This window comes from Kribbella sp. NPDC051952, assembly GCF_040680855.1.
Lineage (GTDB): Bacteria > Actinomycetota > Actinomycetes > Propionibacteriales > Kribbellaceae > Kribbella.
This window is the reverse complement of the sequence record NZ_JBFAXQ010000001.1, coordinates 673,483-695,711: the sequence shown is the minus strand read 5'-3', so window position 1 is coordinate 695,711 and position 22,229 is coordinate 673,483. Positions and strand designations below refer to the sequence as shown.

19 protein-coding genes and 1 tRNA gene are annotated in these 22,229 nt (G+C 68.7%); 9 read left to right on the top strand and 11 right to left on the bottom strand.

Going from position 1 to position 22,229, the window contains the following annotated elements; translation table 11 throughout:
* Nucleotides 1-3 precede the first annotated feature (3 nt).
* Nucleotides 4-894 (bottom strand): aminoglycoside phosphotransferase family protein, encoded by an 891-nt coding sequence (locus AB0L70_RS03405; RefSeq protein ID WP_363679448.1) that lies wholly within the window; start codon nt 892-894, stop codon nt 4-6.
* Between the two features lie 46 nt (nt 895-940).
* Here AB0L70_RS03405 and AB0L70_RS03400 point away from each other — a divergent pair, with 46 nt between their 5' ends.
* On the top strand, nt 941-1,657 hold the full coding sequence (locus tag AB0L70_RS03400; protein ID WP_363679446.1) for a hypothetical protein: 717 nt from the start codon (nt 941-943) through the stop codon (nt 1,655-1,657).
* On the opposite strand, the gene AB0L70_RS03395 is transcribed toward AB0L70_RS03400, so the two are convergent.
* The 3 genes from AB0L70_RS03395 to AB0L70_RS03385 all read right to left on the bottom strand — a co-directional run bounded on the left by AB0L70_RS03395 (nt 1,658) and on the right by AB0L70_RS03385 (nt 4,700).
* Nucleotides 1,658-2,491 carry a siderophore-interacting protein gene (locus AB0L70_RS03395; RefSeq protein ID WP_363679445.1) on the bottom strand — a complete coding sequence of 278 codons (834 nt, stop codon included), beginning with the start codon at nt 2,489-2,491 and terminating at the stop codon, nt 1,658-1,660.
* 76 nt (nt 2,492-2,567) lie between these two features.
* Nucleotides 2,568-3,638 carry a hypothetical protein gene (locus AB0L70_RS03390; RefSeq protein ID WP_363679443.1) on the bottom strand — a complete coding sequence of 357 codons (1,071 nt, stop codon included), beginning with the start codon at nt 3,636-3,638 and terminating at the stop codon, nt 2,568-2,570.
* Nucleotides 3,639-4,700 carry a hypothetical protein gene (locus AB0L70_RS03385; RefSeq protein ID WP_363679441.1) on the bottom strand — a complete coding sequence of 354 codons (1,062 nt, stop codon included), beginning with the start codon at nt 4,698-4,700 and terminating at the stop codon, nt 3,639-3,641.
* A 181-nt stretch (nt 4,701-4,881) separates the two neighbouring features.
* On the opposite strand from AB0L70_RS03385, the gene AB0L70_RS03380 reads away from it, so the two are divergent.
* Nucleotides 4,882-7,506: a hypothetical protein gene (locus AB0L70_RS03380; protein WP_363679439.1), complete on the top strand. Its 2,625-nt coding sequence runs from the start codon at nt 4,882-4,884 to the stop codon at nt 7,504-7,506.
* Between the two features lie 15 nt (nt 7,507-7,521).
* Here AB0L70_RS03380 and AB0L70_RS03375 read toward each other — a convergent pair whose 3' ends face one another.
* Nucleotides 7,522-8,646 carry an endonuclease gene (locus AB0L70_RS03375; RefSeq protein WP_363679437.1) on the bottom strand — a complete coding sequence of 375 codons (1,125 nt, stop codon included), beginning with the start codon at nt 8,644-8,646 and terminating at the stop codon, nt 7,522-7,524.
* Between the two features lie 370 nt (nt 8,647-9,016).
* Nucleotides 9,017-9,190: a hypothetical protein gene (locus AB0L70_RS03370; protein ID WP_363679435.1), complete on the bottom strand. Its 174-nt coding sequence runs from the start codon at nt 9,188-9,190 to the stop codon at nt 9,017-9,019.
* 184 nt (nt 9,191-9,374) lie between these two features.
* Between AB0L70_RS03370 and AB0L70_RS03365 the strand changes: the two genes are divergently transcribed.
* Complete coding sequence (locus AB0L70_RS03365; protein WP_363679433.1) at nt 9,375-10,352, top strand: helix-turn-helix domain-containing protein; 978 nt, start codon at nt 9,375-9,377, stop codon at nt 10,350-10,352.
* Nucleotides 10,353-10,374: 22 nt separating this feature from the next.
* On the opposite strand, the gene AB0L70_RS03360 is transcribed toward AB0L70_RS03365, so the two are convergent.
* Both AB0L70_RS03360 and AB0L70_RS03355 read right to left on the bottom strand, forming a co-directional pair.
* Entirely contained in the window at nt 10,375-10,509 is a 135-nt protein-coding gene (locus AB0L70_RS03360; protein WP_363679431.1) for a hypothetical protein, read from the bottom strand.
* A gap of 12 nt (nt 10,510-10,521) precedes the next feature.
* Entirely contained in the window at nt 10,522-13,989 is a 3,468-nt protein-coding gene (locus AB0L70_RS03355; RefSeq protein ID WP_363679429.1) for a S8 family serine peptidase, read from the bottom strand.
* A 135-nt stretch (nt 13,990-14,124) separates the two neighbouring features.
* On the opposite strand from AB0L70_RS03355, the gene AB0L70_RS03350 reads away from it, so the two are divergent.
* From AB0L70_RS03350 to AB0L70_RS03335, 4 genes are read left to right on the top strand one after another with little or no spacing between them, the layout of a single operon-like run.
* Complete coding sequence (locus tag AB0L70_RS03350) at nt 14,125-14,910, top strand: PrsW family intramembrane metalloprotease (RefSeq protein ID WP_363679427.1); 786 nt, start codon at nt 14,125-14,127, stop codon at nt 14,908-14,910.
* Nucleotides 14,911-14,943: 33 nt separating this feature from the next.
* Nucleotides 14,944-15,567, top strand: coding sequence for a PAS domain-containing protein (locus tag AB0L70_RS03345; RefSeq protein ID WP_363679425.1), 624 nt, complete (start codon nt 14,944-14,946; stop codon nt 15,565-15,567).
* Entirely contained in the window at nt 15,551-16,675 is a 1,125-nt protein-coding gene (locus tag AB0L70_RS03340) for a pyridoxal phosphate-dependent aminotransferase (RefSeq protein WP_363679423.1), read from the top strand. The genes AB0L70_RS03345 and AB0L70_RS03340 overlap by 17 nt, the downstream gene beginning before the upstream one ends.
* Nucleotides 16,672-17,568 carry a hypothetical protein gene (locus tag AB0L70_RS03335; RefSeq protein ID WP_363679421.1) on the top strand — a complete coding sequence of 299 codons (897 nt, stop codon included), beginning with the start codon at nt 16,672-16,674 and terminating at the stop codon, nt 17,566-17,568. The genes AB0L70_RS03340 and AB0L70_RS03335 overlap by 4 nt, the downstream gene beginning before the upstream one ends.
* On the opposite strand, the gene AB0L70_RS03330 is transcribed toward AB0L70_RS03335, so the two are convergent.
* Nucleotides 17,487-19,343 carry a hypothetical protein gene (locus tag AB0L70_RS03330; protein ID WP_363679419.1) on the bottom strand — a complete coding sequence of 619 codons (1,857 nt, stop codon included), beginning with the start codon at nt 19,341-19,343 and terminating at the stop codon, nt 17,487-17,489. The two genes, AB0L70_RS03335 and AB0L70_RS03330, sit on opposite strands and share 82 nt — an antisense overlap.
* Nucleotides 19,328-20,083 (bottom strand): ABC transporter ATP-binding protein, encoded by a 756-nt coding sequence (locus AB0L70_RS03325; RefSeq protein WP_363679417.1) that lies wholly within the window; start codon nt 20,081-20,083, stop codon nt 19,328-19,330. The genes AB0L70_RS03330 and AB0L70_RS03325 overlap by 16 nt, the downstream gene beginning before the upstream one ends.
* A gap of 150 nt (nt 20,084-20,233) precedes the next feature.
* Between AB0L70_RS03325 and AB0L70_RS03320 the strand changes: the two genes are divergently transcribed.
* Nucleotides 20,234-21,064 (top strand): carbon-nitrogen hydrolase family protein, encoded by an 831-nt coding sequence (locus tag AB0L70_RS03320; protein ID WP_363679415.1) that lies wholly within the window; start codon nt 20,234-20,236, stop codon nt 21,062-21,064.
* Between the two features lie 54 nt (nt 21,065-21,118).
* On the opposite strand, the gene AB0L70_RS03315 is transcribed toward AB0L70_RS03320, so the two are convergent.
* A tRNA-Leu gene (locus AB0L70_RS03315) sits at nt 21,119-21,202 on the bottom strand.
* Between the two features lie 183 nt (nt 21,203-21,385).
* Here AB0L70_RS03315 and AB0L70_RS03310 point away from each other — a divergent pair.
* Nucleotides 21,386-22,219 (top strand): DUF3662 and FHA domain-containing protein, encoded by an 834-nt coding sequence (locus AB0L70_RS03310; RefSeq protein ID WP_363679413.1) that lies wholly within the window; start codon nt 21,386-21,388, stop codon nt 22,217-22,219.
* Nucleotides 22,220-22,229 lie beyond the last annotated feature (10 nt).

Genomic DNA, 22,229 nt, shown 5'->3' with positions numbered 1-22,229 from the left:
TAATCACGAGAAGAGGGCATCCGACACAGCCGCCAGCTCGTCCTCGATCCGGGTGTCGCCGTCCTCGGTGAACCAGAGCACGTTCTGCAGGATCCGGCCGGCCGTCCACCCGAGCGCCCGCTCGCGATCGATCCCGGTCACCTCGAGCATCAGGTCGAACCGATTCCGGATGGCCTGGGACAGATTCCCGGTCGCGACGAGGTCGTCCCAGCGGTTCCAGACCGCCGGCATGAGCTCGAAGGCCGGGTCCCCGGCCAGCGGCTTCGGATCGATCGCCAGCCACGGCTGCCGATGGGACGCCATCACGTTCTCGTAGTGCAGGTCCCAGTGCAGCAGGCGGCTGCCGGAGTCCGGAATGAGCTCCTTCACCTGCGCGACGAACCGCCAGACCAGCCGTTGCTCGGCCGGATCGGCCAGCTTGGGGATCAGACCCGGCGCGTCCTCGACCATGCCGGCGGCGATATCCGCCAACCGCCGGACCCCGATCGGAGCCGGTACGGCGCTCAACCGGGACAGCAGCTCGGCCAGGATCCGGGTCGCCTCGATATCGTCGGGTACGTCGTTCAGCGTCCGCGGCTCGAGCCGCTCCAGCAGGATCGTCGACGTCGACGGGTCGTCCTCCAGCACCTCCACGACGTCGTCGTGGTTCCAGGTCCGCAATGCGAGCGCCTCGTCCTCGCTCTCGTCGTTGACCTGCTGGAGCTTGAGCATCGCTTCGGTCCCGTCCCGCCGTACGACGGGAACGATCAGCGAGGCCTCACCACTCAGGAGGTCGCCCGCGCGGGTCAACTCCCAACGATCGATGTACTCGTCCAGGTCGTCCGACAGTCCGGCCAGCCAGTCTGGCGAACTCTTGCTGTGGTTCCGGATCAGCTTCGAGGGGATCTCGATCACCCTCGGCACAGTAGGTGGTTCGGCCCGGATGTGCTTGGGTTTTCCCGTGAGCGACGTGGAACGCAGGCACAAGCGCGTACAACGCGTGGTGGCGGTTATCTATCTGGGCATCCCATCGGTGCTGCTCGCGGTCGTCGCGTGGATCAGCTCGACCGGACCGGCCGCGGCCTGGATCGGGTGCGTCGTACCGGCGGCGATGCTGGTGGTCGGCTGGGTGCTCCGGCGGCGGCATCGGTATCAGCCGCGCTGGTGGACCGGTGTGGGCGGACTGTTCGGTGGAATCGCCGGTCTGGTCATCACGCTGTTCCCGCTGGCGACCGGTGTCTGGTGGCCCGCGATCCTCGCGCTGCCGGGTCTGATCGCGGGCGTCATCGCCGGACTGGCACTGGCCCGGTACGCCGATCGCGTCCTCCTCGTGCCCGTCGTACCTGAGCTGGCGGAGACGCCGTACGAGCTGGTGTTCCGGCTGCGGGGGATGCCGCTGGCCGCCGTCCTCGTCGGGGCGGACTCGGTGACGATCCAGTCCCACCCGATGCCGCGGTCGGCGGAGCAGTTCCGCACCTATCCACTGACCGAGGTCACGGGCACGTTCGAGTTCTCGCTGTCCGGGTCGGAGCGACTGAAGTTCCCGATCGCGGTCAACGCCGCAGTAGCCACCGCGGGATCAGCCGTGATCCTGCAAGCCTCCGGCGACGACTGGGTGCTGCCGACGAACCAGTCCGACACCCTGATCGACGTACTGACCCGGCGCAAGCCGGACTGATCAGGACGCGGCGGCTTCGCGTTCCTTGCGGGCGGTGTCGGCCTTCTCGGCCTGCCAGCCGTCCTCGTTCTTGCCGACGCGCCAGTAGCCGGACAGGGACACCCGGTCGCGCGCGAGACCACGCTCCTGGAACAGGTTCTTGCGGATCCGGAAGACGAAACCGGCCTCACCGTGGACGAAGATCTGCGGGTCGCCGGCCGGGAAGTCGAGGGCCTCGACGGCGGCGACCAGCTGGTCACCGCGGGCCTCGGTGCTGCCCGAACGGTAGAGCCAGGTGATGTCGACATCGCCCGCACCGCTGAGCTTCTGCTCCTCGGTCTCGTCCTCGACCTCGAGCAGGACGGTTGCCCGCGCGCCCGGCGCCAACTGCTCGATCGCGGCGCTGATCGCCGGCAGCGCGCTCTCGTCACCCACCAGCAGGTGCCAGTCGGCGGCCTCGTCCGGCGAGTACGCACCACCGGGACCGTTGAACCACAGCACGTCACCCGGCTGGGCCGCCGCGGCCCATGGGCCCGCAACTCCCTCGTCGCCGTGGTAGACGAAGTCGATGGTCAGTTCCTTGCTGTCCTCGTCCCAGTTGCGCACCGTGTAGGTCCGCGAGGTCGGCCACTGCTCGGTCGGCAGGGTCTCCCGGATCACGCCCATGTCCAGCGGTTCCGGATACTCGACGCCGGGCTTGCCGAACAGCAACTTCACGTAGTGGTCGCTGAAACCGTTGTCGGTGAAGTCGTCGGAGCGGAGCACGACCCGGAGCATGTGCGGGGTGACCCGCTCGGTCCGGAGTACGACGGCGCGCTTGCAGACGCGGTTACGGCGGGGTGCAGGGCTGGTCACGCGACCACAGTCCTCTCGGGCGGGTAAGTTAGGGCTACCTAACTCAGGTTAACTTACCCGCCCAACGAAGACCGATTCACAGTCCACGGACGTAGAAGGTGCTGCTCACTCCCGCGCGGTAGTTCTTGCAAGCCGGCAAGGACACCCGGTAGGGGATCTGGCCGACGTACGCCGGTTGCGCGGTCAGCGTGAAGCGTCCACTGGTCCGGACTGTCGACGTACCGACGGTCCGCCACTGGGTGGCGCCGTACAGCCGCTGCAGGTTGACCGGGCACAACCAGGGCGCTCCGGCGACCGAACCGTTCACCGGGACCAGGGAACCGACCGGCGCACTCGGCTTCGACGGGGTGGCGGCGACGATGCCCGGGCGTGGGGCGAAGATCGTCAACGCCCCGTTCGCGCCCGGATCACCGGGCAGCATCAGACACTGGGACATGTTGGCGACCGACGAACCGTAGAGCTTGGTCACCACTCCGTTCGCATCGGAGAGGTCGGTCTCGTAGGGGCCGATGTACTTGATGCAGAAGTCGTCGGTCTCGAGGATCAGCTTGAGGCGGGTGCCGTACGGCTTGCCGGTGGACGAGTCGGTGACCGTCCAGCGGATCCGGAAGGGATCCTTCGTGAACGGCACGACCGCCGGGATGACCTCGGCGGTGATCTTCGGCAGGTGGGTCCCGGTGACGGTGATCGACGGACCGTTCGCCACGGGCGTCGGGTCGAACAGGTCGCCGGTGCCCGGGGCGTACTTGCCGGCGGACACACCCGTGACCTTGAACGCACCGTTGGCTGTCGACGGCACGTTCAGCGGTCCGCTCCAGGTGCCGTCGGCCAGGGTCCCGGCGGTGAGCGGCAGGTTCGTCGACACCATCAGGACCTTCGTCCCGGTCCCCGCGGTTCGTTCGAGGACGACGTACAGCGTGATGTCCGGGTCACTCGTGGAGTTGTAAGCGCCCTTGACCGTGGCGGTGACCGGCACGGTGTTCAACCCGGAGACCGCGACGCTCGCCTTGTTCAGCGTGACGGAGTCGACGTGCAGCGCCGGGTTCGGCGCTGCCTGTGCCGTCGTCGACGTGGTCGGCATCGCGCCGAGCGACAGTCCTACCAGCGGCGCCGTCAACAGCGCCGCCAGCACTCGTTTGATCCGCATTCACAACCCCCGGATGTAGAAGACCTTGCTGAGCCCCGCCGCATAGTTGTAGCAGGCCGGGAACGACACCCGGTAAGGGATCTGGCCCCTGTACGCCGGTTGCGCGTTCGCCGTGAACCGGCCGCTCGACCGGATGTTCGCCGTACCGACGTTCCGCCACTGGGTGGCGCCGTACAGACGCTGCAGGTTGACCTTGCAGGCCGTCGGCGCGCCGGCGACCGAGCCGTTGACCGGGACGATCGACCCGACCGGGGCGCTGGTCTTCGACGGTGCCGCGGAGACGATCCCGGGCCGCGCCACGAACAACGACAGCCAGCCGATGGTCTCCGGGTCACCGGGGAGCAGCAGGCAGTTCAGGTATCCGGCATCGCTCGCGAGATAGGACTTGGTCACGATGCCGTTGGTGTCGGTCAGGCGCGGATCGCGTGCTCCGGTGAACTCGACGCACCCGTTGTCGTTGCCGAGGACAACGCGGATCTTGGAGCCGTAGGGCTTGCCCGTGGCCGAGTTGGTGACCGCCCACTTGATCGAGTACCCCTGGCCGAACGGGACCAGCTTCGGCGTGACCGAGGCGCTCAGCCGCGGGATGTTCGTCCCCTTCACCACGATCGAAGGACCGTCGTACGGCGTGGGCTCGGTCATGTCACCGCTGCCCGGGTTGTAGGTCCCGGCGAACACGCTCTTCACCTTGAAGGTCCCGTTGGCCGTCGACGGCACCTGCAGCGGTCCGCTCCAGGTGGCGTTCTGCAAGGTGCCGGTAAGCGGCAGGTTCGTCGAGAGCAGGGCAGTGTTCTGTCCGGTGCCCGCAGTGCGTTCGAGGATCACGTAGACCGTGATCTTCGGGTCACTGGCGTCGTCGTACGAGCCCTTGACCGTGACGGTGACCGGCACGGTGTTGAGCGCTGAGACCGCGACGCTGGTCTTGTTCAGCGCGACCGAGGTGACGTGCAGAGCCGGATTCGGATCCGCTTGGGCCGTGATCGACATGGTCGGCATCGCGCCGAGCACCAGCCCCACCAGAGGCGCTGCGAGGAGCGCCGCCATGACTCGTTTGATCCTCATGGCACTGAGAGTGACAGCGGCCCACGCTACGTCCAAGCTTTTCCGGCCAGGATTGCGCGATCGGGTCGCGGCAATAGACCAGTTCGGATCGGTTCGCCATTCAACCAGCGGCAGAACAGTGTTAACCGACCGGCCATGTACAGCCTGTGTCGGGTACGGCTACAGTCCGCAGGCTGGAGCAATGAGCCAGGTCTACGGTACGCCGCGGCGCCCGGCGCATACCGTGGAGCGCTCCGACCGGCTCGGGCAGCCGATCTCGATCGGCTCCCCGCTTCCGAACAGCAAGGCGATCCTGTTCACCGGACCACCCGGTCTGGGCAAGACCCGGGAACTGGAGAAGGTCAAGGCGCTCGCCGACGCCCGCGGCTGGACGACGATCAGCGTGCGCGCCTCGAAGGGCGACAAGCTCGAGAACCTGATCACCCGCGCGATCAAGGCAGACCTCGAGAAGCTCCGCGAGCGGTACGGCGCCGGATCGATGCGGGCGCTGCGGAAGACGGTCCGCGACCTGACCAACCGGACCCGCAACACCCAGCACGGCGTCGAGGGGCGGTTGAGCCTCGGGGTGGCGACGTGGATCGTCAAGCGGCAGTGGGACACCAGCGCGCACGACAAGATCGGCACCACGCTGAACGACTTCGGCGACCGGCTCGGTGAGCTTGCCGAGAGCAACGGCCGGCCGGTGCTGCTGATGGTCGACAACATCGACGTCGCGGACGAGCGGGACCTGGCCGGGCTGAACGAGCTCGCCATCCACCTGGAGAAGCGCGGCCGCCAGGTCTGGCTGGTCACCGCCGGCGGGGCGATGGCCCCCAGCATGCTGATGCGGGCGTCCCGCCGGATGTCCGGGATCGCCACCACGGTCACCAACCAGTTCGACATCCGCGAAGTCGGTCCGATGTCCGACCACGAGCTCTGGGTGGCCCTGACCGTACCGCTGCGCGACCGCGAGGTTCCCTACCAGGCCGAGGCGATCAACCGGCTGGTCAAGGCAGCGAACGGTGACCCGAGCCGGCTCCGCGACCTCGCCGACGCGGCCCTCGCGTACGCCGATCCCGACGCCGGGATCACCATCGCCGCGGCCGCTGCTGCGACCGACTCGGTCAATCGCAGGTACCGGCAGTACTACCAGGACTACTGGAACATCTCCGAGGATCCCGAGAACGCGGGGAACGACGAGCAGAAGGATCTGCTGGCCGCGGTCGCCGCCCAGGGCCCGAACGGGCTGTCGATGCCGGCGGCGTACCAGGCCAAGGGTGCCGGCCGCTGGCAGGCGACCGACAAGGCCCGCCAGATCCTGGTGGCCCGCGGCTTGCTCCGAGAGCACGACGACGGTCTCGTCACCATCGCCGACCCCGAGTTCCAGGTCTGGATCAACGACATCACCGGCCAGACGCCGGCCCCGGTCGCGCCGGGGCAGCCGAGCCGAGCATTGGCAAGGAACGCTCGCGTGGGTTCGGCGGTCGCTCCGGTGCACCCGACCGGCGAGCAGGCCGAGCTCGCCAGCCAGGTGTTCGGTCCGACCGACAAGCCGGTCTACCGGATCCATCGGACCGACGACCAGGGCCAGCCGATCTCGCTCGACGAGCTGCCCCCGCGGGGGACCTCGATCATGTTCACCGGCCCGCCGGGGATGGGCACGAGCTACGAGCTGGACAACGTGCACGCGCTGGCCAAACGGCAAGGCTGGATGGCCTTCCGGGTGGACGCCTCCCAGCGCGAGGAGCTCGGGTTCCGCGTCGTTCGCGCGATCAACCAGGACCTGGAGAAGTTCCGCGCCCGGTTCGGCGACGACGAGGCAGCCAAGCTCAAGAACCTCGCGGGTGAGCTGGCGATACGGACCCGGAGCGCGCTGACCGATCTGCAGCTCCGCGTCGGGGTTCCGGGCGTGGCAGAGGTCGGCGTGAACCGGCGGGCCGACGACGCACCCAAGGACAACGTCGGCAGCACTCTGAACGAACTCGCCGACTACCTCGGCGCGCTGGCCGAGGCCCACCACGAGCCGATCCTGATGACGGTCGACAACCTCGACTGCGCGAAGGACGACGACCTGGTCCGGATGACCGAACTGTCCGCCCGCCTGCAGCAGCGCGCGCAGCCGATGTTCCTGATCGGGGCCGGTGGCGAGCTGGCGGCCACGCGACTGGCAGCTGCATCCGGCGGGGCGTCCGGCATCGAGACCAAGGTCACCCACCGGTTCGACATCCGGAAGGTCTCGCCCGTGAGCGACGACCAACTACGTCGCGCCCTGACAGTGCCGCTGTACGAGGCTGGTATCCGGCATGAACCGCAGGCCGTGGATGCCCTGGTCAAGGCGGCCAACGGCAACCCCAGCCGCCTCCGCACGCTGGCCGGTGCCGCGCTCGGACTGGGTGGTCGCCGGCCCGGCATCACCACGGACATCGCGAAGGCGACGACGGCCCAGCTGAACCTGCGCTCCCGGCTGCTCTACGACGCCGCCTGGTACGGGTGCGATGCCGCGGAGAAGGACCTGCTCGCGAGGACCGCCGGCCGCGGTGCGCACGGCCTGTCGCTGCGGGACGAGAGCGGTCCCGGCAACTGGTCCCTCGACAACGCGAGCAACGACCTCATCTCGCGCGGCCTGCTCCGCCAGAACGGCCGCACTGTCTCGATCGCCGACCCCGGCATGCAGGAGTGGATCCAGACCCGGCTCGGCCAGTCCGCCGCCACCGCCGGGATCGCGCAGCCGACCGGAAGAGCTCAGCACCCGCAACTGTCGGCCGGCGAGCGCCCGGCGAAGACCCACGAACGCGCCGGCGGCCGACCCTCCCAGGTCAACCGCTAGCGGTTCGATCCAGGGTCACGGCCAGATCGAGTTGATCCACTCGGGGTGGTCGATGAACGGGTTCCGGTTGTGCTGGTACGTCGTGTAGATGACCTCGTTGCGGCGCTGCTCGAACGCGTCCGGCGGGTCGGCGGCGGCCCAGGCCTTCAGCACGGTGAGCTTGCCGATGTACGGCGCGCTGCCGTTGTCGACCGAGTTGTTCACCTCGAGGTTCGCGAACCCGTCGCCGCCTTCGTACCGAACGGCCATGTAGAAGATCATCCGGGCGATGTCGCCACGGACCGCCGCCCGCGGCGCGAACGAGTCCGAGTCCGCCGTACAGCCGGTGCACTGCGCGACCGTCGAGCCGCCGTTGTCGAAGTCGAGGTTGCCGCGGGCCGCGTTCACCGACACGTCCTCGGGCCGCAGATGGTGTACGTCGGTGCCCGGGCCGGTCGCCGTACCGAAGTCACCGTGGGACTTGGCCCAGACGTGCTCACGGTTCCAGTCGTCGACGCCACCGCCCTGACTGCTCTTCGCGATCGAGCGGCCGGAGTAGATCTCGATCACGTTGTTGGCGTTGGCCGGATCCTGGTCGGTGTCCTTGAGCGCGGTCCACACCTGGTCGTAGGTGAGCTTGGTCTGGCTGGAGATGATCGTGTGCAGCGCGGCCTTCAGCGCGGCGCCGGACTTGCCCTCCGCGCCGGCGTAGTAATCACCTGGATCGCCCGGATCACCGGGGTCCGACGAGCCGCCGCCGGTGAACGCGGTCGCGTCCTTCAGACCGGGATGCGTGAAGTACGCCGCCAGCGTGCCGGTGACCGTGATCTTCGTACCGACCAGGCCGGGGTTGCTCTGCAGCCCGTACGACGCGCGGAACGCGGACGGGATCTGGACATAGAGCATCGACGACGTACTGGTCTGCGTGGCCGAGTCGGCCAGCGCGAGCGCGAAGTCGTTCGGGAAGTTGCTGCGGACAACGGTGTTGGTGGCGGTCGGCTGACCGACCACGTAGCCCGTGACCGAGGCACTCGAGCCGTCCTGCCGGCCGATCGCCGTACCGACGGTGATGGGCGTGGCCGCGGTCGACGGCGTGATGCCGAAGCCGAGCAGGGCAAGGACGGCGGTGACGATCAGGGCCGGACGGAACCAGCGCTTCACGGCGACTCCCAGGGGCGGTTGGGGACCGGACGGGAGACAGTCTGCCCAGCTGGGCCGCCCACGGAACGTCGGCCGTGGAAATTGTGGATGAATTGAACCGGTGGGGCGGTGAGCGAGTGAGTGTCGCTCGCCCGCCCCACCTGGGTGTATGGGCCCCCATCAGGCCGCGACGTGCTGCCGCGGGCCGCTCTGCCCATCCACCAGTGAGGCGCTACTGGCGGGCAGCACCTCACCGACAAGGGGAGGGCCCAGCAGCCCTCCGGCGGTGGCGTGGTGCGGACGCCGTTTACGGACCGTACTCAGTCCGGCACCCAATGTCCATGGCTCAGCAAGCCCGTCTCACTCTGCTGACGGATTCGTGACCAATCAGCTAACTGCCGTGGCGCGCGCCTCGATCCGAGTGATGCGGGCGCGGCAGGCGCAGGGCCGGGGCGGCGCGGTGGCGGCCGGTCGGCGCCGGGGTGTGGGGGCTGAGGAGCATCCAGATGGCTACTGCGGCCGCGGCGAACAGACCGGCGATGCCGGCGTAATCGGTCAAGCTCATGATCGGTCTCTTCTCAAGGGCGGACGACTCTGCGGCGGCGAGTTCCGCGGACTGCTGACCGGAAGTGACGGACTCTCACTGACTCTGTGATGGCACAGAGCTGCCGTGGCGCCGATGTGCCATGGGGTTATCGCTCGTCTCAACGTTGGAATGCCTGCTTAGGTGGTCCCCGGAGGTGGGGCGGATGCAGGACGGTTCGTTGCTCGATGCCCGTGAGGAGCAGGCCTACCGGCTGCTGGTCGGACTGGCACTGGCCCGCTCCGGGGACCTGGCCGAAGTCGCCGAGCTGACCCAGCACGAGGCCGACGAGGTGCTGCAGCGCCTTCAGGCCAAGGGCCTCGTCGCCGTCCAGGAGGCTGACGAGCCGTTGTTCCGCCCGCTCCCACCGGACGTCGCCCTCGGTACGACGTTGCTCCGCCGGCAGGAGTCGCTCGAGGCGGCCCGGAAGACAGTGGCCGCGCTGAGCGAGGAGTTCCGCCTCAACGCGAACCGCCGGGACGCGCATCACCTGGTCGAGGTGATCGTCGGCGCGACCGCACTCCGCGAGCGCCTGCGCGACCTGCAGGAGTCGGCCCGCGAGGAGATCCTCTGGTTCTGCCGGGCCAACCCCCTGGCGATGCAAGGCGCCGAGAACACCGAGGAGTACGGCGCTCTGTCCCGCGGCGTCCGGTATCGCGCGATCTACGAGCGCGCGCTGCTCGAAACCCCCGGCGAGCTCGACACCATCGCCGAAGGTGTCGGCTGGGGTGAGGAAGCCCGCAGTCTGCCGACCCTCCCGGTCCGGCTCGCGATCGTGGACCGCGCGACCGCGGTCTGCCCACTCGTCCGCGACGACGAACTAGGCATCGGCGAACCGACGACTGCCGTGATCGGCCGCGGCCAGTTGCTGGACGCGCTGCTCGCGCTGTTCGAGAGTCACTGGGAGCAGGCGACCCCGGTCCGGCTGCAGGCCGGCGACAAGCTGGTGGCCGAGGGCCTGGACGACTCCGAGCGGTTCCTGCTCTCCCTGCTCGTGGCCGGCGTACCCGACAAGTCGATCGCGTCCCAGCTCGGGATCAGCCGCCGTACCGTCCAGCGCCGGCTCGACCGGATGATGGCGCTGGCCGGTGTGGACACCCGCACCGGCCTGGCCTACCAAGCCGCCAAACGCGGTTGGCTCTGACCAGGCCGGAGCGGGACTGCACCTACTTCACGCCGTACGCGCGGATCACTGTCTGGGTGATCTTCGCGCCGTTGGACCCAGCGGCTTGGACCTTGAGCGAGACGGTGTCGTGCGCGTTCGGGACCACGGCCAGGTAGTGGCCGAGGGCACCGAGCACGGGCAGCCGTTGTCAGCTCTTACCCTCGTCGAACGACGCCCAGGCCTGCAGGCTGGTCGACTTGGGTGCCGTGAAGCCGACGACGTGGGTGCGGGCGGCGACCCGGCCGGTCAGGTCGGTCGGGACCGTATAGCCGACCTGCAGCAGGGACAGCGGGACGGCCTTGTCGTCCGCCTGCTTCGCCGACCGGAACTCCCACGAGGTCTCCGTGCGAGTGCCCCAGTTCCATTCACCTTCGCTGTCGATGCGTGCAGTGGAGAGATCGAGCTTGTACGCCGCATCCGCGCTGGACGTGATCACGTCCGCCCAAGCATCCGGCAGTTCGGCGACCACGGTGCCGTTGCGGGACAGCTTCGCCGAGGCGGAGCTGGTCTCGCCGATCGTGTAGTGCCCGGCCGCGTCCACGAACGAGGGGATCCGCAGCGACAGCCGGTCACCGGTCCGCGTGGACACCACACCAGGTGCCGCGGCCGGTCGCACCACCGGACCGAACCAGGTCTCGTCGGACGAGCCGGTGCGGTAGCTCTGCGGCACCGCGGTCATTCCACCGGCCAGCGTGTTCATGTCGTCCCACGTGTAGAGGTGGTGCACCCGGTGCTGCCAGAGCGAGTCACCGGACGTCACCCACTCTTCCCGGACCTTCGGCGTCTGCACGAACCGCTGCGCGTCGTTCCACGAGTACTCCTGCCACGGACGCCACCCGAACCGCTGCTCCTTGGCCCAGTTGAAGCCACCGTTGTCGGCGTACCTGGTGGTGATCCGCGCACTGTTCGCCGTGGTCACCTTGTAGGTGATCTTGCTCGGGATGGACCCGGCCGAGACCTGCTGTACGTCGTACAGGTACGGGCTCGAGGTGGTCAGCGTCAGGTCGATCGACGCGCGCCCCTTCCGGATCCGGTCCAGCAACTTCTGCCCGTCCTTGAACGTGGTGACCATGGCCGGGATCGGTTCCCGGTCCCCGGTCGGGCGCCAGACCGTCCACGCCGACCAGGCCGCCGGCCGGATCAGGATGATCGCCGCCGCACCCGCCTTCGCGGCCGCCTCGATCTGCGCGCCCTCGTCGTCGGAGTCCAGCACCACCAGAGCACCCTTCGCGTGCTCCAGCGACGACACCACCGGGAACCGCTTCTTGCCTTCGTACGACGGTGACTGGTGCAGCAGGTTGATATCCAGCGGCCCGTCCACCCCGGGCACCGACGCCTGGACGAGTGGCGCAACCAACTGCCAGCGGGACGAGAACTCGAAGGTGCCGTCCTTGACCGGCTTGGTCGGCGTCACGTTCACCTGCTTGACCGTGCTGAAGTGCATCACGCCGTGGCTGATCGACCGGCCGTTGCCGTACACGCGGTGCACGTAGTAACTCAGCACCGCCTGCTGCTCCGACGGTTTCGGCGTCTGGATCGTGATCGGCACCGCCTTGCGGGCGTCGATGACGATCTCGGTGTCCTTGCTGACCACGATGTTCGGGTCGGTGAACAGGCTGACCTGCTCGTCCTGCGGATCCGAGTTCTCCACCAGCGAGTGCAGCAGGTACGTACCCTCCTCGACCTCGGCCGTGAACGACTCACCCTCGGGGATCCACGCGAGTACGTCGGATCGCGAGTTGTCGCCGAACAGCGAGATGACCGGTACGCCGGTCGGCTGTCCGTCCAGACCCACCGCGCGCAACGTCACCTTGTGCTTCGGGCCGGATCGCAGTGCGCCGACCGCGGTGTGGGTGACGACGCCATTGGTGCCGGTGGCAACAATCCAGCCGCTGTACTGGCCGCGTCCGAGCTTGACCGGGTCGAGCGCGACCGGGACGTCGGCCGTGCCGTTGGCCGGGACCGTGATGGTTGCCGGGACGGTGAAGCCGTCGGTCTCGGGCTGCTTGTCGTCGAGGTTGGTGACCTGCACCGACAGCGTGAGGGTGACCGGGCTGCCGGAGTCGTTCCGGTAGGTGATGGTCCGGGTGCCCGCCTCACCGGTCTGCAGACCGAAGTCCGCCACGCCGGTCGCGGTGACCTGCTGCGCAACCGCTCGAGTGAGGTCCACCCGACCCGCGCCTTGCTGGTAGACGGTCTGGTTCGGCTGAGTCTTCGCCGTACTGACCAGTGCGTTCTTCAGTTGGTCGGCCTTCCAGTCCGGGTGCTGCTGCGCGAGCAGGGCAGCTGCTCCGGCCACGTGTGGCGTGGCCATCGACGTACCCGACGCGGCCGTGTAGAGCTCGTCCACCGGCTGGCCCATGATCGTGCCCGCCGCGCGGGCCGCGATGATGTCCACGCCCGGCGCGGTGATCTCGGGCTTGAGGCCCGCGTCGCCGAGTCGTGGTCCACGGCTGGAGAAGTCGGCGAGCTGGTCGGTCCGGTCCACGGCTCCCACGGTCAGCGCGGACGCAGCAGCGCCCGGCGTACCGACTGTTTCGTCCTGGCCCTCGTTGCCGGCCGCGACGACGAACAGCGTGCCCGTCCGGGCGGTGATGTCGTTGACCGCCTGGCTGAGCGGGTCGGTGCCGTCGGTGGCCTCGCCGCCGAGGCTCATGTTCACGACCTTCGCGCCCTCGGCAGCGGCCCACTCCATCCCGGCGATGATCCAGGAGTCGTAGCCGTACCCGTCGTCGCCGAGCACCTTCCCGACGAGCAGGTCGGCCTTCGGGGCGACGCCCTTGCGCGTTCCGTTGGCGCCGGCTCCCGTGCCCGCGATGGTCGCGGCGACGTGGGTTCCGTGGCCGAAGTGGTCCTCAGGACCGGTCGGGCTACCGGAGAAGTCCTGGGCTTCCTTCACCTTCCCGGCCAGGTCTGGGTGCGTCTGGTCGACGCCGGTGTCCAGTACGGCGACCTCGACGCCGGAGCCCTCGTAGCCGGCCTTCCACGCATCGGGTGCGCCGATCTGCGGGACGCTCTTGTCGAGCACCGGGTGGACCTTGCCGTCGAGCCAGATCTTGGTCACGCCACTGTTCAGCGATCGCTGTCCGGAGGCGGGCTTGAGCGATTTCCACAGCTCCGGGAGCTCGTCCTTGGCCGCGTCCACCGCACGGCCGCCGATCGACGGGAGCTCGCGGGTGGTCGTCGTACCGGCGAGAGCCTGGGCTCCGCGCAGACCCGCGCTGTCCTTGACGATGAGCGGCAGCTGCCGGGCGGCGGAGTCGCCGTACCCGTCGGCGATCAGCTCGTCGACGTCGAACAGGTCGACGTCCAGGACACCGGTGGAGATGTAGGGGACGGCGTCGCTCGGGAGGACGCGAAGTCCGCCGTCGGCCTCGATGGTGTGGAACGAGACGCCTTCGCGACCCGCGGCGGGATGGACGGCGGCCGCTTTCTTGCCGGCACCGGCGTCGGTCACCTCGACGACATCGCCGGTGATCAGGGTGACGGCTGTGGTCTTCGGTCCGGTGGTCCCGGCCGGAAGGGGAGGGGGTGCGGCGGCGGCCGGGGTTACCGCCGCCGCGCCGAGGACGAGCATCGCCGCGAGGGTGGCGGCGGTGATCCGTTGGGGGGACATAGTTCTCCTTCGAGAGGCTGGGGCAGGCGAACCTCTTCCGACAGAGTTTGCAATCAGGTCACGGAGCTGCGCCCTGTCCATCACTGCCGTCCCTGCGACATGGCGCAAGCACGCCAGAACCGCCACCATCGGCTCATGACGCCAAGACTGGTACGCCGGTGGGCCTGGCTCGGCACGTTCCTGGTCGGCGGGGGCCTCTACCTGGCGGTGCTCGCCGTCCTCACCGCCACCGGGAACCCGAACCTGTTCCCGACCTTGATCCTGCTCGGCGCGCTCGTCGTACCGCTGACCTTCGTCACGTTCGCGGACGGCCGGTCCGGGCGCTGGCTGATCGACGGCCCGACCCTCGGCGGCTGCCTGCTGTTCGGTGGGGTGGTCGGCGTCGTCGTCGCGGGCCTGCTCGAGTACGACGCGATGCGGCGACTCGGCACGCTCCCGATGGTCGGGGTGGGGCTGATCGAGGAGGCCGCCAAGCTGATCGTGCCGGCCGTCCTGGTGGTGTTCTTCGGGCACCGGTACCGGACCTCGATCGGCCGCGGGATCATCATCGGGGTCGCGGTCGGCACCGGGTTCGCCGTACTGGAGACGATGGGCTACGCGTTCGTCGCGTTGCTGCAGTCCAACGGGAACGTGGGCGCGGCCGAGCAGACGCTGTTCATCCGCGGTCTGCTGTCGCCGGCCGGTCATGCCGCCTGGACCGGACTCAGCTGCTGGGGCCTCTGGCGGTTCGTGACCGCGCCCACCGGCAAGCACTTCGCCGGCTTCGTCGGCATGTACGCACTGGCCGTCGCCCTGCACACCGCGTGGGACGGCATCGGCGGCAAGATCACGTACGCCGTCGTCGGCGCGATCTCCATCGGTCTGCTGCTCTACGGCCTCAAGCGCGCCCAGCACTCGGACTCCGCCTTGGTACCTGCCTAGACAAACCGTCCATGCTGGACTTACTGTCCACGGATGACCCCTGACCAGTTGGCACCGATCGGTGCGGCGCTGGCGCGACTGCTGTCGCCGCATGCCGAGGTCGTCCTGCACGACCCGGCCGCCGACGAGATCGCCGCGATCTGGAACCCGCTGTCCGGGCGGGAGCCGGGCGATCCTTCGTTGCTCGGCGAGCTTGACGAGCTGACCGCAGCCGAGGCCGGCGTCTACGGCCCGTACCCGAAGACACTGCCGGACGGCCGGCGGCTGTCCAGCGTGAGCGCGGTGATCCGGGCCGACGACGGGAAACCGGCGTACGTGCTGTGCGTGAACGTGGACCGGACCGCGTTCGAGGAGGCGAGTCGCCTGCTGGCCGCGTTCGCCGCACCGACCGCCGGTCAGCCGCGAGTGCTGTTCGAGCACGACTGGTCCGAGACGCTGAACGAAGTCGTGGCCGACTACGTCCGTGAGCGCGGGCTGACCGTCGAGCGGTTGAGCCGGGACGACCGGCTGGAGGTGCTGGCGCGGTTGGACTCTGCCGGTGTGCTCAGTCAACGGCGGTCCGTCCCGGCCGTTGCCCGGGCGCTGCGGATCTCGCGGTCCGCGCTGTACCAACTGCTCGCCCAGACCCGGAAGGAGTCCCATGCCGACCCTGCCTGACTTCCGGCTGGAGACGTACTTCGCGCGCTGGGAGTTCAGCGCGCGCTACCACCTGACCGCCTCGGACGCGCAGACACTGCCGATGGCCGAGCTGCTCGCCCTGGCCGATGACGACGGCCGGGAGCGGTGGGAGTCGCTCGCACTCGGCTACACCGAGACGCGTGGCCTGCCGGAGCTGCGAGCCGAGATCGCCACGACGTACGACGGCGCCGAGCCCGACGACATCCTCTGTTTCGCGGGCGCCGAGGAAGCGATCTACCTGGCGATGCGGACGCTCCTCGAGCCGTCGGACCATGTCGTCGTACTGACGCCGAACTACCAGGCGGCCGAGACGATCCCGCTGTCGGTCTGCGAGGTGACCGGGGTTGCGCTGCAGCCCTCCGAGGACTGGGCGCTCGACGTCGACGCGGTCGAGCGGGCGCTCCGGCCGAACACCCGGATGGTGTCGGTCAACTTCCCGAACAACCCGACCGGCGCGGTCCCGTCGCTCGACAGCTGGCATCGGTTGGTGCAGTTGTGCGACGAACGCGGGATCACGCTGTTCAGTGACGAGGTGTACCGCGGGCTGGAAGAGCTACCGTTGCCTCAGGCAACGGATCTGTCGGAGCGGGCCATCTCCCTCAACGTGATGTCGAAGGCGTACGGTCTGCCCGGCCTGCGGATCGGCTGGATCGCCTGCCGGGACCGCACTGTGCTGGATCGGCTCGAGCGGGCCAAGCACTACACGACGATCTGCAACTCGGCGCCGAGCGAGGTGCTCGCGCTGATCGCGCTCCGAGCTCGTGATCGGCTGCTTGACCGCAATCGACGGATCATCGCGGCGAACGTGCCGGTCTTCGCGGCGTTCTTCAAACGCTACCCGGAGCTCTTCGAGTTCGCTCCGCCCGATGGTGGCTGCGTCTGCTATCCGCGCTACCTCGGCGCCGACGGGGTCGAGAGCATGTGCGCCGAGCTGGTCGAACAGGCCGGCGTACTCCTGCTGCCATCCAGCATCTACGGCTCCGAGCTGACCGAGACCCCGACCGACCGCTTCCGGGTCGGCCTCGGTCGCCTGGATCCCGAGCCGGCCTTGGCGGCCTGGGCCGAGTGGCTGGACAAGCGCCGATGACGCTGCCGATCATCGGCCTGGACGAGATCGCCCGGGTCGCGACCCCGGACGTCATCCTCAGCGCGGTCCGGGATGCATTGATCGCGCACGCCGACGGGCGTACGTCGGTCCCCGCGCCGATGGTGCTCGAGTTCCCGCGGCACGCCGGCGACTGCCACGTGAAAGCCGGGTACGTCGACGGATCGCCGTACTTCGCGGTGAAGCTCGCCAGCACGTTCGCCTCGGTCAACAACGGACTGATCCTCGTCGTCGACGCAACCACGGGTGCACCTGCCGCGGTTCTCGCCGATGAGGGCAAGCTGACGGCCTGGCGTACCGCGGCAGCCGGTGCGCTGATCACCGACGCGATGACCCCGGCCGACGTGGACGAGGTCGCCGTACTCGGGACCGGCGAGCAGGCGCGGCTGCAGGTCGAGTGGTTGCGACACCTGCGTCCACTGCGACGCGTGAAGGTGTGGGGCCGGCGGCCGGACGCAGTTGCCGAGCTCTGCAAGGCCTTTGCTGCTGACGGTTTGGATGCTCGGCCCGATGGGCTCGAGGGTTCGGCCTGCGTGATCGCGACCACGGCCGCCCGCGATCCGCTCCCGGCAGAGGCCTTTCGATCCGCGCTGCACATCACCGGGATCGGAACCGACATGCCGGGCAAGGGTGAGCTGCCGGTGGAGGTGTTCGCGGGTGCGGTGATCGCGACCGACGATCATGATCAGTGCCTCGACCACGGTGACTTCGGGAACGCGGTGCGGGCCGGCGTCGTGGCGGACGACGCCGACCTCGCAGTTGGCGCTGTACTGCGGGACGGTGTGGACCGGGCTCAGCGGTCGGTGGCCGACTTGACGGGGATCGGGGCCGCCGATGCTGCGGTGGCGGCCGCGGTCTTCTTCGCGTTGAGGTAGGTCAGACCGCCGTACGCGTACATGCCCAACCCCAGCGCGGCCATCGCGACGATCACGATCCACTGCCATGGTCCGTTGGTGTAGAGCGCCAGGAACCAGGACTTGGTGTCGTCGTTGCCGGTCAGCTTGAAGATCGCGGGTACGACGGCCTGTGGGAACAGGGGGATCGCACCGAAGCCCAGGCAGAACCCGGCCAGCGTCCGGCGCCACTTGGGCAGGGCCTCCATTGCTGCGGTCCGGGTGGCCTGCTCTGCGGTCGACCGGCCGTGCCGGAGCAGCGTGAGGAGCTCAGGACCGCGCTTGTCGAGTCGCGCGGCCGCTGTGCGGCCCAGATACCACCAAGCAAGTACGCCGGTCAGGACACCGACTGGAACGCCCCACCACGACGCGTTGAGGCCGACGATCAGGGCAGGGGCAGCGCTGACCGAGACCAGCACGAGCATCACGTAGACGATGCCCATCGTCTCGCCCTCGTTCTCACCCGAGTTGAGCGGATTCCCGGACCGCTTGTGCGCATCGGTCGTCGGCACGGCGAAGTACACCGAGCACGCGACGATCAGACCGGCCGCACCACCGAGGAGTGCGGGCAGAACACTCAGCACGAGCGGCCAGGCGTTGGCGTCGCCCGCCCACCAGGTCAGGAGCAGAGTGATCACCAGGGTGGGCGGACCGAAGACGACCAAGAACGCACGCTGCCGTGCGCGCACATCGGGCCGGGCCGAGCCGGGGGTCATCAGCGTGGTCCAGAGCGCCGTACCGTCCGAGCCGTAGAGGTTGGCCGACATCGCACCGGCCATCACGAGAGCCGCAGGACCGGCCCATGGCAGCATGCCCTTCCAGCCGATCGCCAGTGGCATCAGGCAGAAGAAGAGTCCGTAGCAGATCGCGAACACGGCCCGGTGCCCGTAGAGCAAGTCCCGCGTCCAGGACCGCAGTTCTTTGGCGTCGGCGGCACCCTGCACGCTGTGTGCGCTTAGCTGCCGCCCCACCTTTCCACCGGTGCGGCTGGCCGTTGTGCGGCGCACCAGGAGGGCAGACCAGGCGACCAGCATCACTGCGGCCAGCACGATCAGACCGGCCAGGGCTGCGAGTACCTTCAGCCAGTCGTTGCGTCCCGCAGCCTCTACGGCGACCAGGCCCCAGCCGGAGGGCGCAATGCGTGCAGCCTTGGCCATGGTGCCCTGGACGTCAGTGGATACGAACGCGACGATCAGCGCCCACCCCTGCGCGGTGAAGGCCAGGATGAACGCGTTGACCACCGCAGCGATCACCGCACCCGCCCGGACCTGCAGGAGTACGCCGTACACGGCAACCGCGAGCCGGGACGCCAGGATGAAGCAGAACAACTGCAGTAGGAGCGCAGGCAGAGCAATCAGCGCAGCCGCGACACTGAGCTGTCCACCGGCGATCACGAGGCTGAGCAGTGCGACCAGGCTGATGATCGGCGCGACACCGGCCAAGGCGGCGGTCAGCAGACCAGTGGCCAGTTCGCGCGGCGGGATCGGCAGCATCGCGAAGTACTCGGGCTTGAGCGTCTCGTCACCACCACCGGCGAACAGCGGTCCGACCACCCAGCCGAGCATCCATACGGCGAGTGCCACGGCCAGTACGTCGTTGTCACCGCTCGCCGAAACCCAGATCGTGCCGGCCGCGAGGACGAGTCCGACGAACGCGCCGGTGCCGATCCAGGTCAGCCGGTTCTGGTCCTTCAGACCGTGCCGGAACGCGGCCAACCGCATCCGGACCAGCGTTCGCGCGGTCAGACCGACAGCCACGACAGACCCTCCGCACCACGGGTCGACGCGCCGACGAGCGCGACGAACGCATCCTCCAGGCTGCCGCCGGCCTGCACCTCGGAAACGGTGCCTTGAGCAACGACCTTGCCGTCCGCGACCACCGCCACCCGGTCGCAGAGCTGCTCCACGAGCGCCATCACGTGACTCGACATCACCACCGAACCACCACCGGCGATGAACCTGTTCAGGATCGTCCGGATGGTTGCCGCCGACACCGGATCGACGGCCTCGAACGGCTCGTCGAGCACCAGCAACCGGGGTGCGTGCAGCAGGGCGACCGCGAGGCCGAGCTTCTTCCGCATTCCGGTCGAGTACCCGATCACCTGCTTGTCGTCCTCCTGATCGAGCTCGAGCACCTCGAGGAGTTCCGTCGTACGGGCGTTGACCTCGTCCTCGGGGAGTCCGCGCAGCAGGCCCAGGTACGTCAGCACCTCACGGCCGGTCAGCCGCTCCGGCATCCCCAGACCGTCGGGCAGTACGCCGACCAGGGCCTTGGCCTTGGTCGGTTCCGCCCACACATCGACGCCGAAGATCCGCGCCGTACCGCCATCGGGCCGCAGCAGACCGACTGCCATCGACAGCGAGGTCGTCTTCCCCGCGCCGTTCGGCCCGAGCATTCCGAAGAACGACCCCTTCGGCACGCTCAGGCTGAGATCGTCGACAGCCCGCTCGGTCCCGAACACCTTGGTGAGCCCAACCAGCTCCAGCGCCTGTTCCATGGCCAGAACTGTCTCATCGCCGAAGGCCCCCGGTCGTCATCCCGACGGCCGACCCGAAAGATCCCCCATCCGGCTACCTGCCCCGTCAGCCGTCTCCGGAGCGCCGTGCCGGTCCACGGATCTGTCGGTGGGGGATGCGACGGTAGGGCGATGACGGGGATTCGGGTCGGCATTGCTCAGCCGACGATCAGTGCTGATGCGCGGGCGAACGGCAAGACGGTCCGGGCGTTGATGCGGGATGCGGCGGCGAAGCGGGCGCGGCTGGTGCAGTTCCCCGAAGGGATGCTGACCGGATACGCGAAGGAGCAGATCGCGGACTGGTCCCAGGTCGACTGGGGCGTGGTCCGCAAGGAGCTCGAGCGGATCATGGCGCTCGCGGCCGAGCTGAAGCTGTGGGTGGTGCTCGGATCGGCGCATCCGCTCACGCCGCCGCACCGGCCGCACAACAGCCTGTACGTCATCTCCGACGACGGCGAGCTGGTCGACCGCTACGACAAGCGGTTCCTCTCGCACACCGAGGTCAACAACTTCTACTCGCCCGGCTTCGAGCCGGTCGTGTTCGACATCGACGGCTACCGGTTCGGCTGCATGATCTGCGTCGAGATCAACTTCCCGCACCTGTTCAGCCAGTACGAGCGTCTCGGCGTCGAGTGCCTGTTGTTGTCGGCGTACCCGGTGGACGCGATCTTCGAGCTGAAGGCCCGCGCGTACGCCGCGATCAACTGCTACTGGATCGCGATGTCCCTGCCGGCCCAGACCCTCGACCTGGCCCCGTCCGGCCTGATCACCCCCGCCGGCACCTACGCCGCCCAGGTCACCGGCCAGGCCGAACTCACCGTCATCACCATCGACCGCGAGGACCCCACCCTCACCGTCCCCCTCACCCACGCCCGCCCCTGGCGCACCACCGCCCTCAAAGGCGACATCTACCGCACCAGAGCCGTAACCGACCCGCGCTCCACGAACCGCACAGTGCTGTGAGTCACCACACCCCTGGAAACGCAAGAAGTCCCGGTCAATGACCGGGACTTTCTGTGCGCGAGGGGGGAGTTGAACCCCCACGCCCTTTCGGGCACACGGACCTGAACCGTGCGCGTCTGCCTATTCCGCCACCCGCGCGCTGACCGCTTCCGCACCGTTGACCGGTGTCTCTGCGACCGAGAAGGAACATTAGCACGGGATGTCGCGGAGCTTCACATTGCGGGTTCGGTCGAACCTCCCGATACGATCGATCGTCGTACCCGGTGTGTCCGCCCGACCCGGTGGACGATCGTCCGACGTACCGACCGTGGAGGAGGAGGCGTGCGACCGCTGCAGCGCTTCGAGCGACGCCTGGAAGGACTGGTGAGCGGCGTCTTCGCGCGCGCGTTCAAAGGTGACGTCGAGCCGATCGAACTGGCCGCGGCGCTCAAGCGTGAGATCGACAACACGGCGCGGATCCTGTCCCGGGACCGGCGACTGGTGCCGAATCACTTCACCATCGAGCTCGGGCCCGGTGACTTCGAGCGGCTGAACGCCTACGGCCGCACCCTGAACACCGAGCTCGCGAACGAGCTCCGCGACCACGCCGATATCCAGCGGTACACGTTCTCCGGACCGATCGAGATCGAGCTGACCCAGCAGGACGACCTGCCGACCGGTAAGTTCCGGGTGGTCAGTGCCACAGTCGGGACGCCGCAACGGCGGCAGCCCCCGGCGTACGAGCAGCCGGTCTACCCGCAGGAGCCCTACGTGCCGCCGAACGACGGCCCAACGGTCATGCACAACAGTCCGCCGCCACCGCAGCAGGCCCCACCGCGCCGAGGTCACCCGCAGGTGATGCTCGAGGTGAACGGCCGGCGCCGCCCGGTCAACCCGCCCGGCGTGGTGCTCGGCCGCGGAACCGACGCGGACATCCAGATCAACGACCCCGGCGTATCCCGGCGGCACGCGGAGATCCGGCTGATGCCGGAGGGTCCGGGTGGCGTCCGGGTGGTGCTCGTCGACCTGGGTTCCACCAACGGAACCCTGGTGAACGGGCGTCGCTCCACCGAGGCCGAGCTGGTGGACGGCTCGACCGTGCGGATCGGGAACACGACCATGACGCTGCGTCTCGCGGACGAGCCGATGGCCCAGCCGCCCAGCAGCGGGTGGTGACTGAACTTCC

Coding starts and splice junctions, on each gene's coding strand:
- AB0L70_RS03325 (WP_363679417.1), bottom strand. CDS start 20,083: ATGGAACAGGCGCTGGAGCTGGTTGGGCTCACCAAGGTGTTCGGGACC.
- AB0L70_RS03355 (WP_363679429.1), bottom strand. CDS start 13,989: ATGTCCCCCCAACGGATCACCGCCGCCACCCTCGCGGCGATGCTCGTC.
- AB0L70_RS03380 (WP_363679439.1), top strand. CDS start 4,882: ATGAGCCAGGTCTACGGTACGCCGCGGCGCCCGGCGCATACCGTGGAG.
- AB0L70_RS03390 (WP_363679443.1), bottom strand. CDS start 3,638: ATGCGGATCAAACGAGTGCTGGCGGCGCTGTTGACGGCGCCGCTGGTA.
- AB0L70_RS03340 (WP_363679423.1), top strand. CDS start 15,551: ATGCCGACCCTGCCTGACTTCCGGCTGGAGACGTACTTCGCGCGCTGG.
- AB0L70_RS03350 (WP_363679427.1), top strand. CDS start 14,125: ATGACGCCAAGACTGGTACGCCGGTGGGCCTGGCTCGGCACGTTCCTG.
- AB0L70_RS03370 (WP_363679435.1), bottom strand. CDS start 9,190: ATGAGCTTGACCGATTACGCCGGCATCGCCGGTCTGTTCGCCGCGGCC.
- AB0L70_RS03335 (WP_363679421.1), top strand. CDS start 16,672: ATGACGCTGCCGATCATCGGCCTGGACGAGATCGCCCGGGTCGCGACC.
- AB0L70_RS03345 (WP_363679425.1), top strand. CDS start 14,944: ATGACCCCTGACCAGTTGGCACCGATCGGTGCGGCGCTGGCGCGACTG.
- AB0L70_RS03385 (WP_363679441.1), bottom strand. CDS start 4,700: ATGAGGATCAAACGAGTCATGGCGGCGCTCCTCGCAGCGCCTCTGGTG.
- AB0L70_RS03320 (WP_363679415.1), top strand. CDS start 20,234: ATGACGGGGATTCGGGTCGGCATTGCTCAGCCGACGATCAGTGCTGAT.
- AB0L70_RS03365 (WP_363679433.1), top strand. CDS start 9,375: ATGCAGGACGGTTCGTTGCTCGATGCCCGTGAGGAGCAGGCCTACCGG.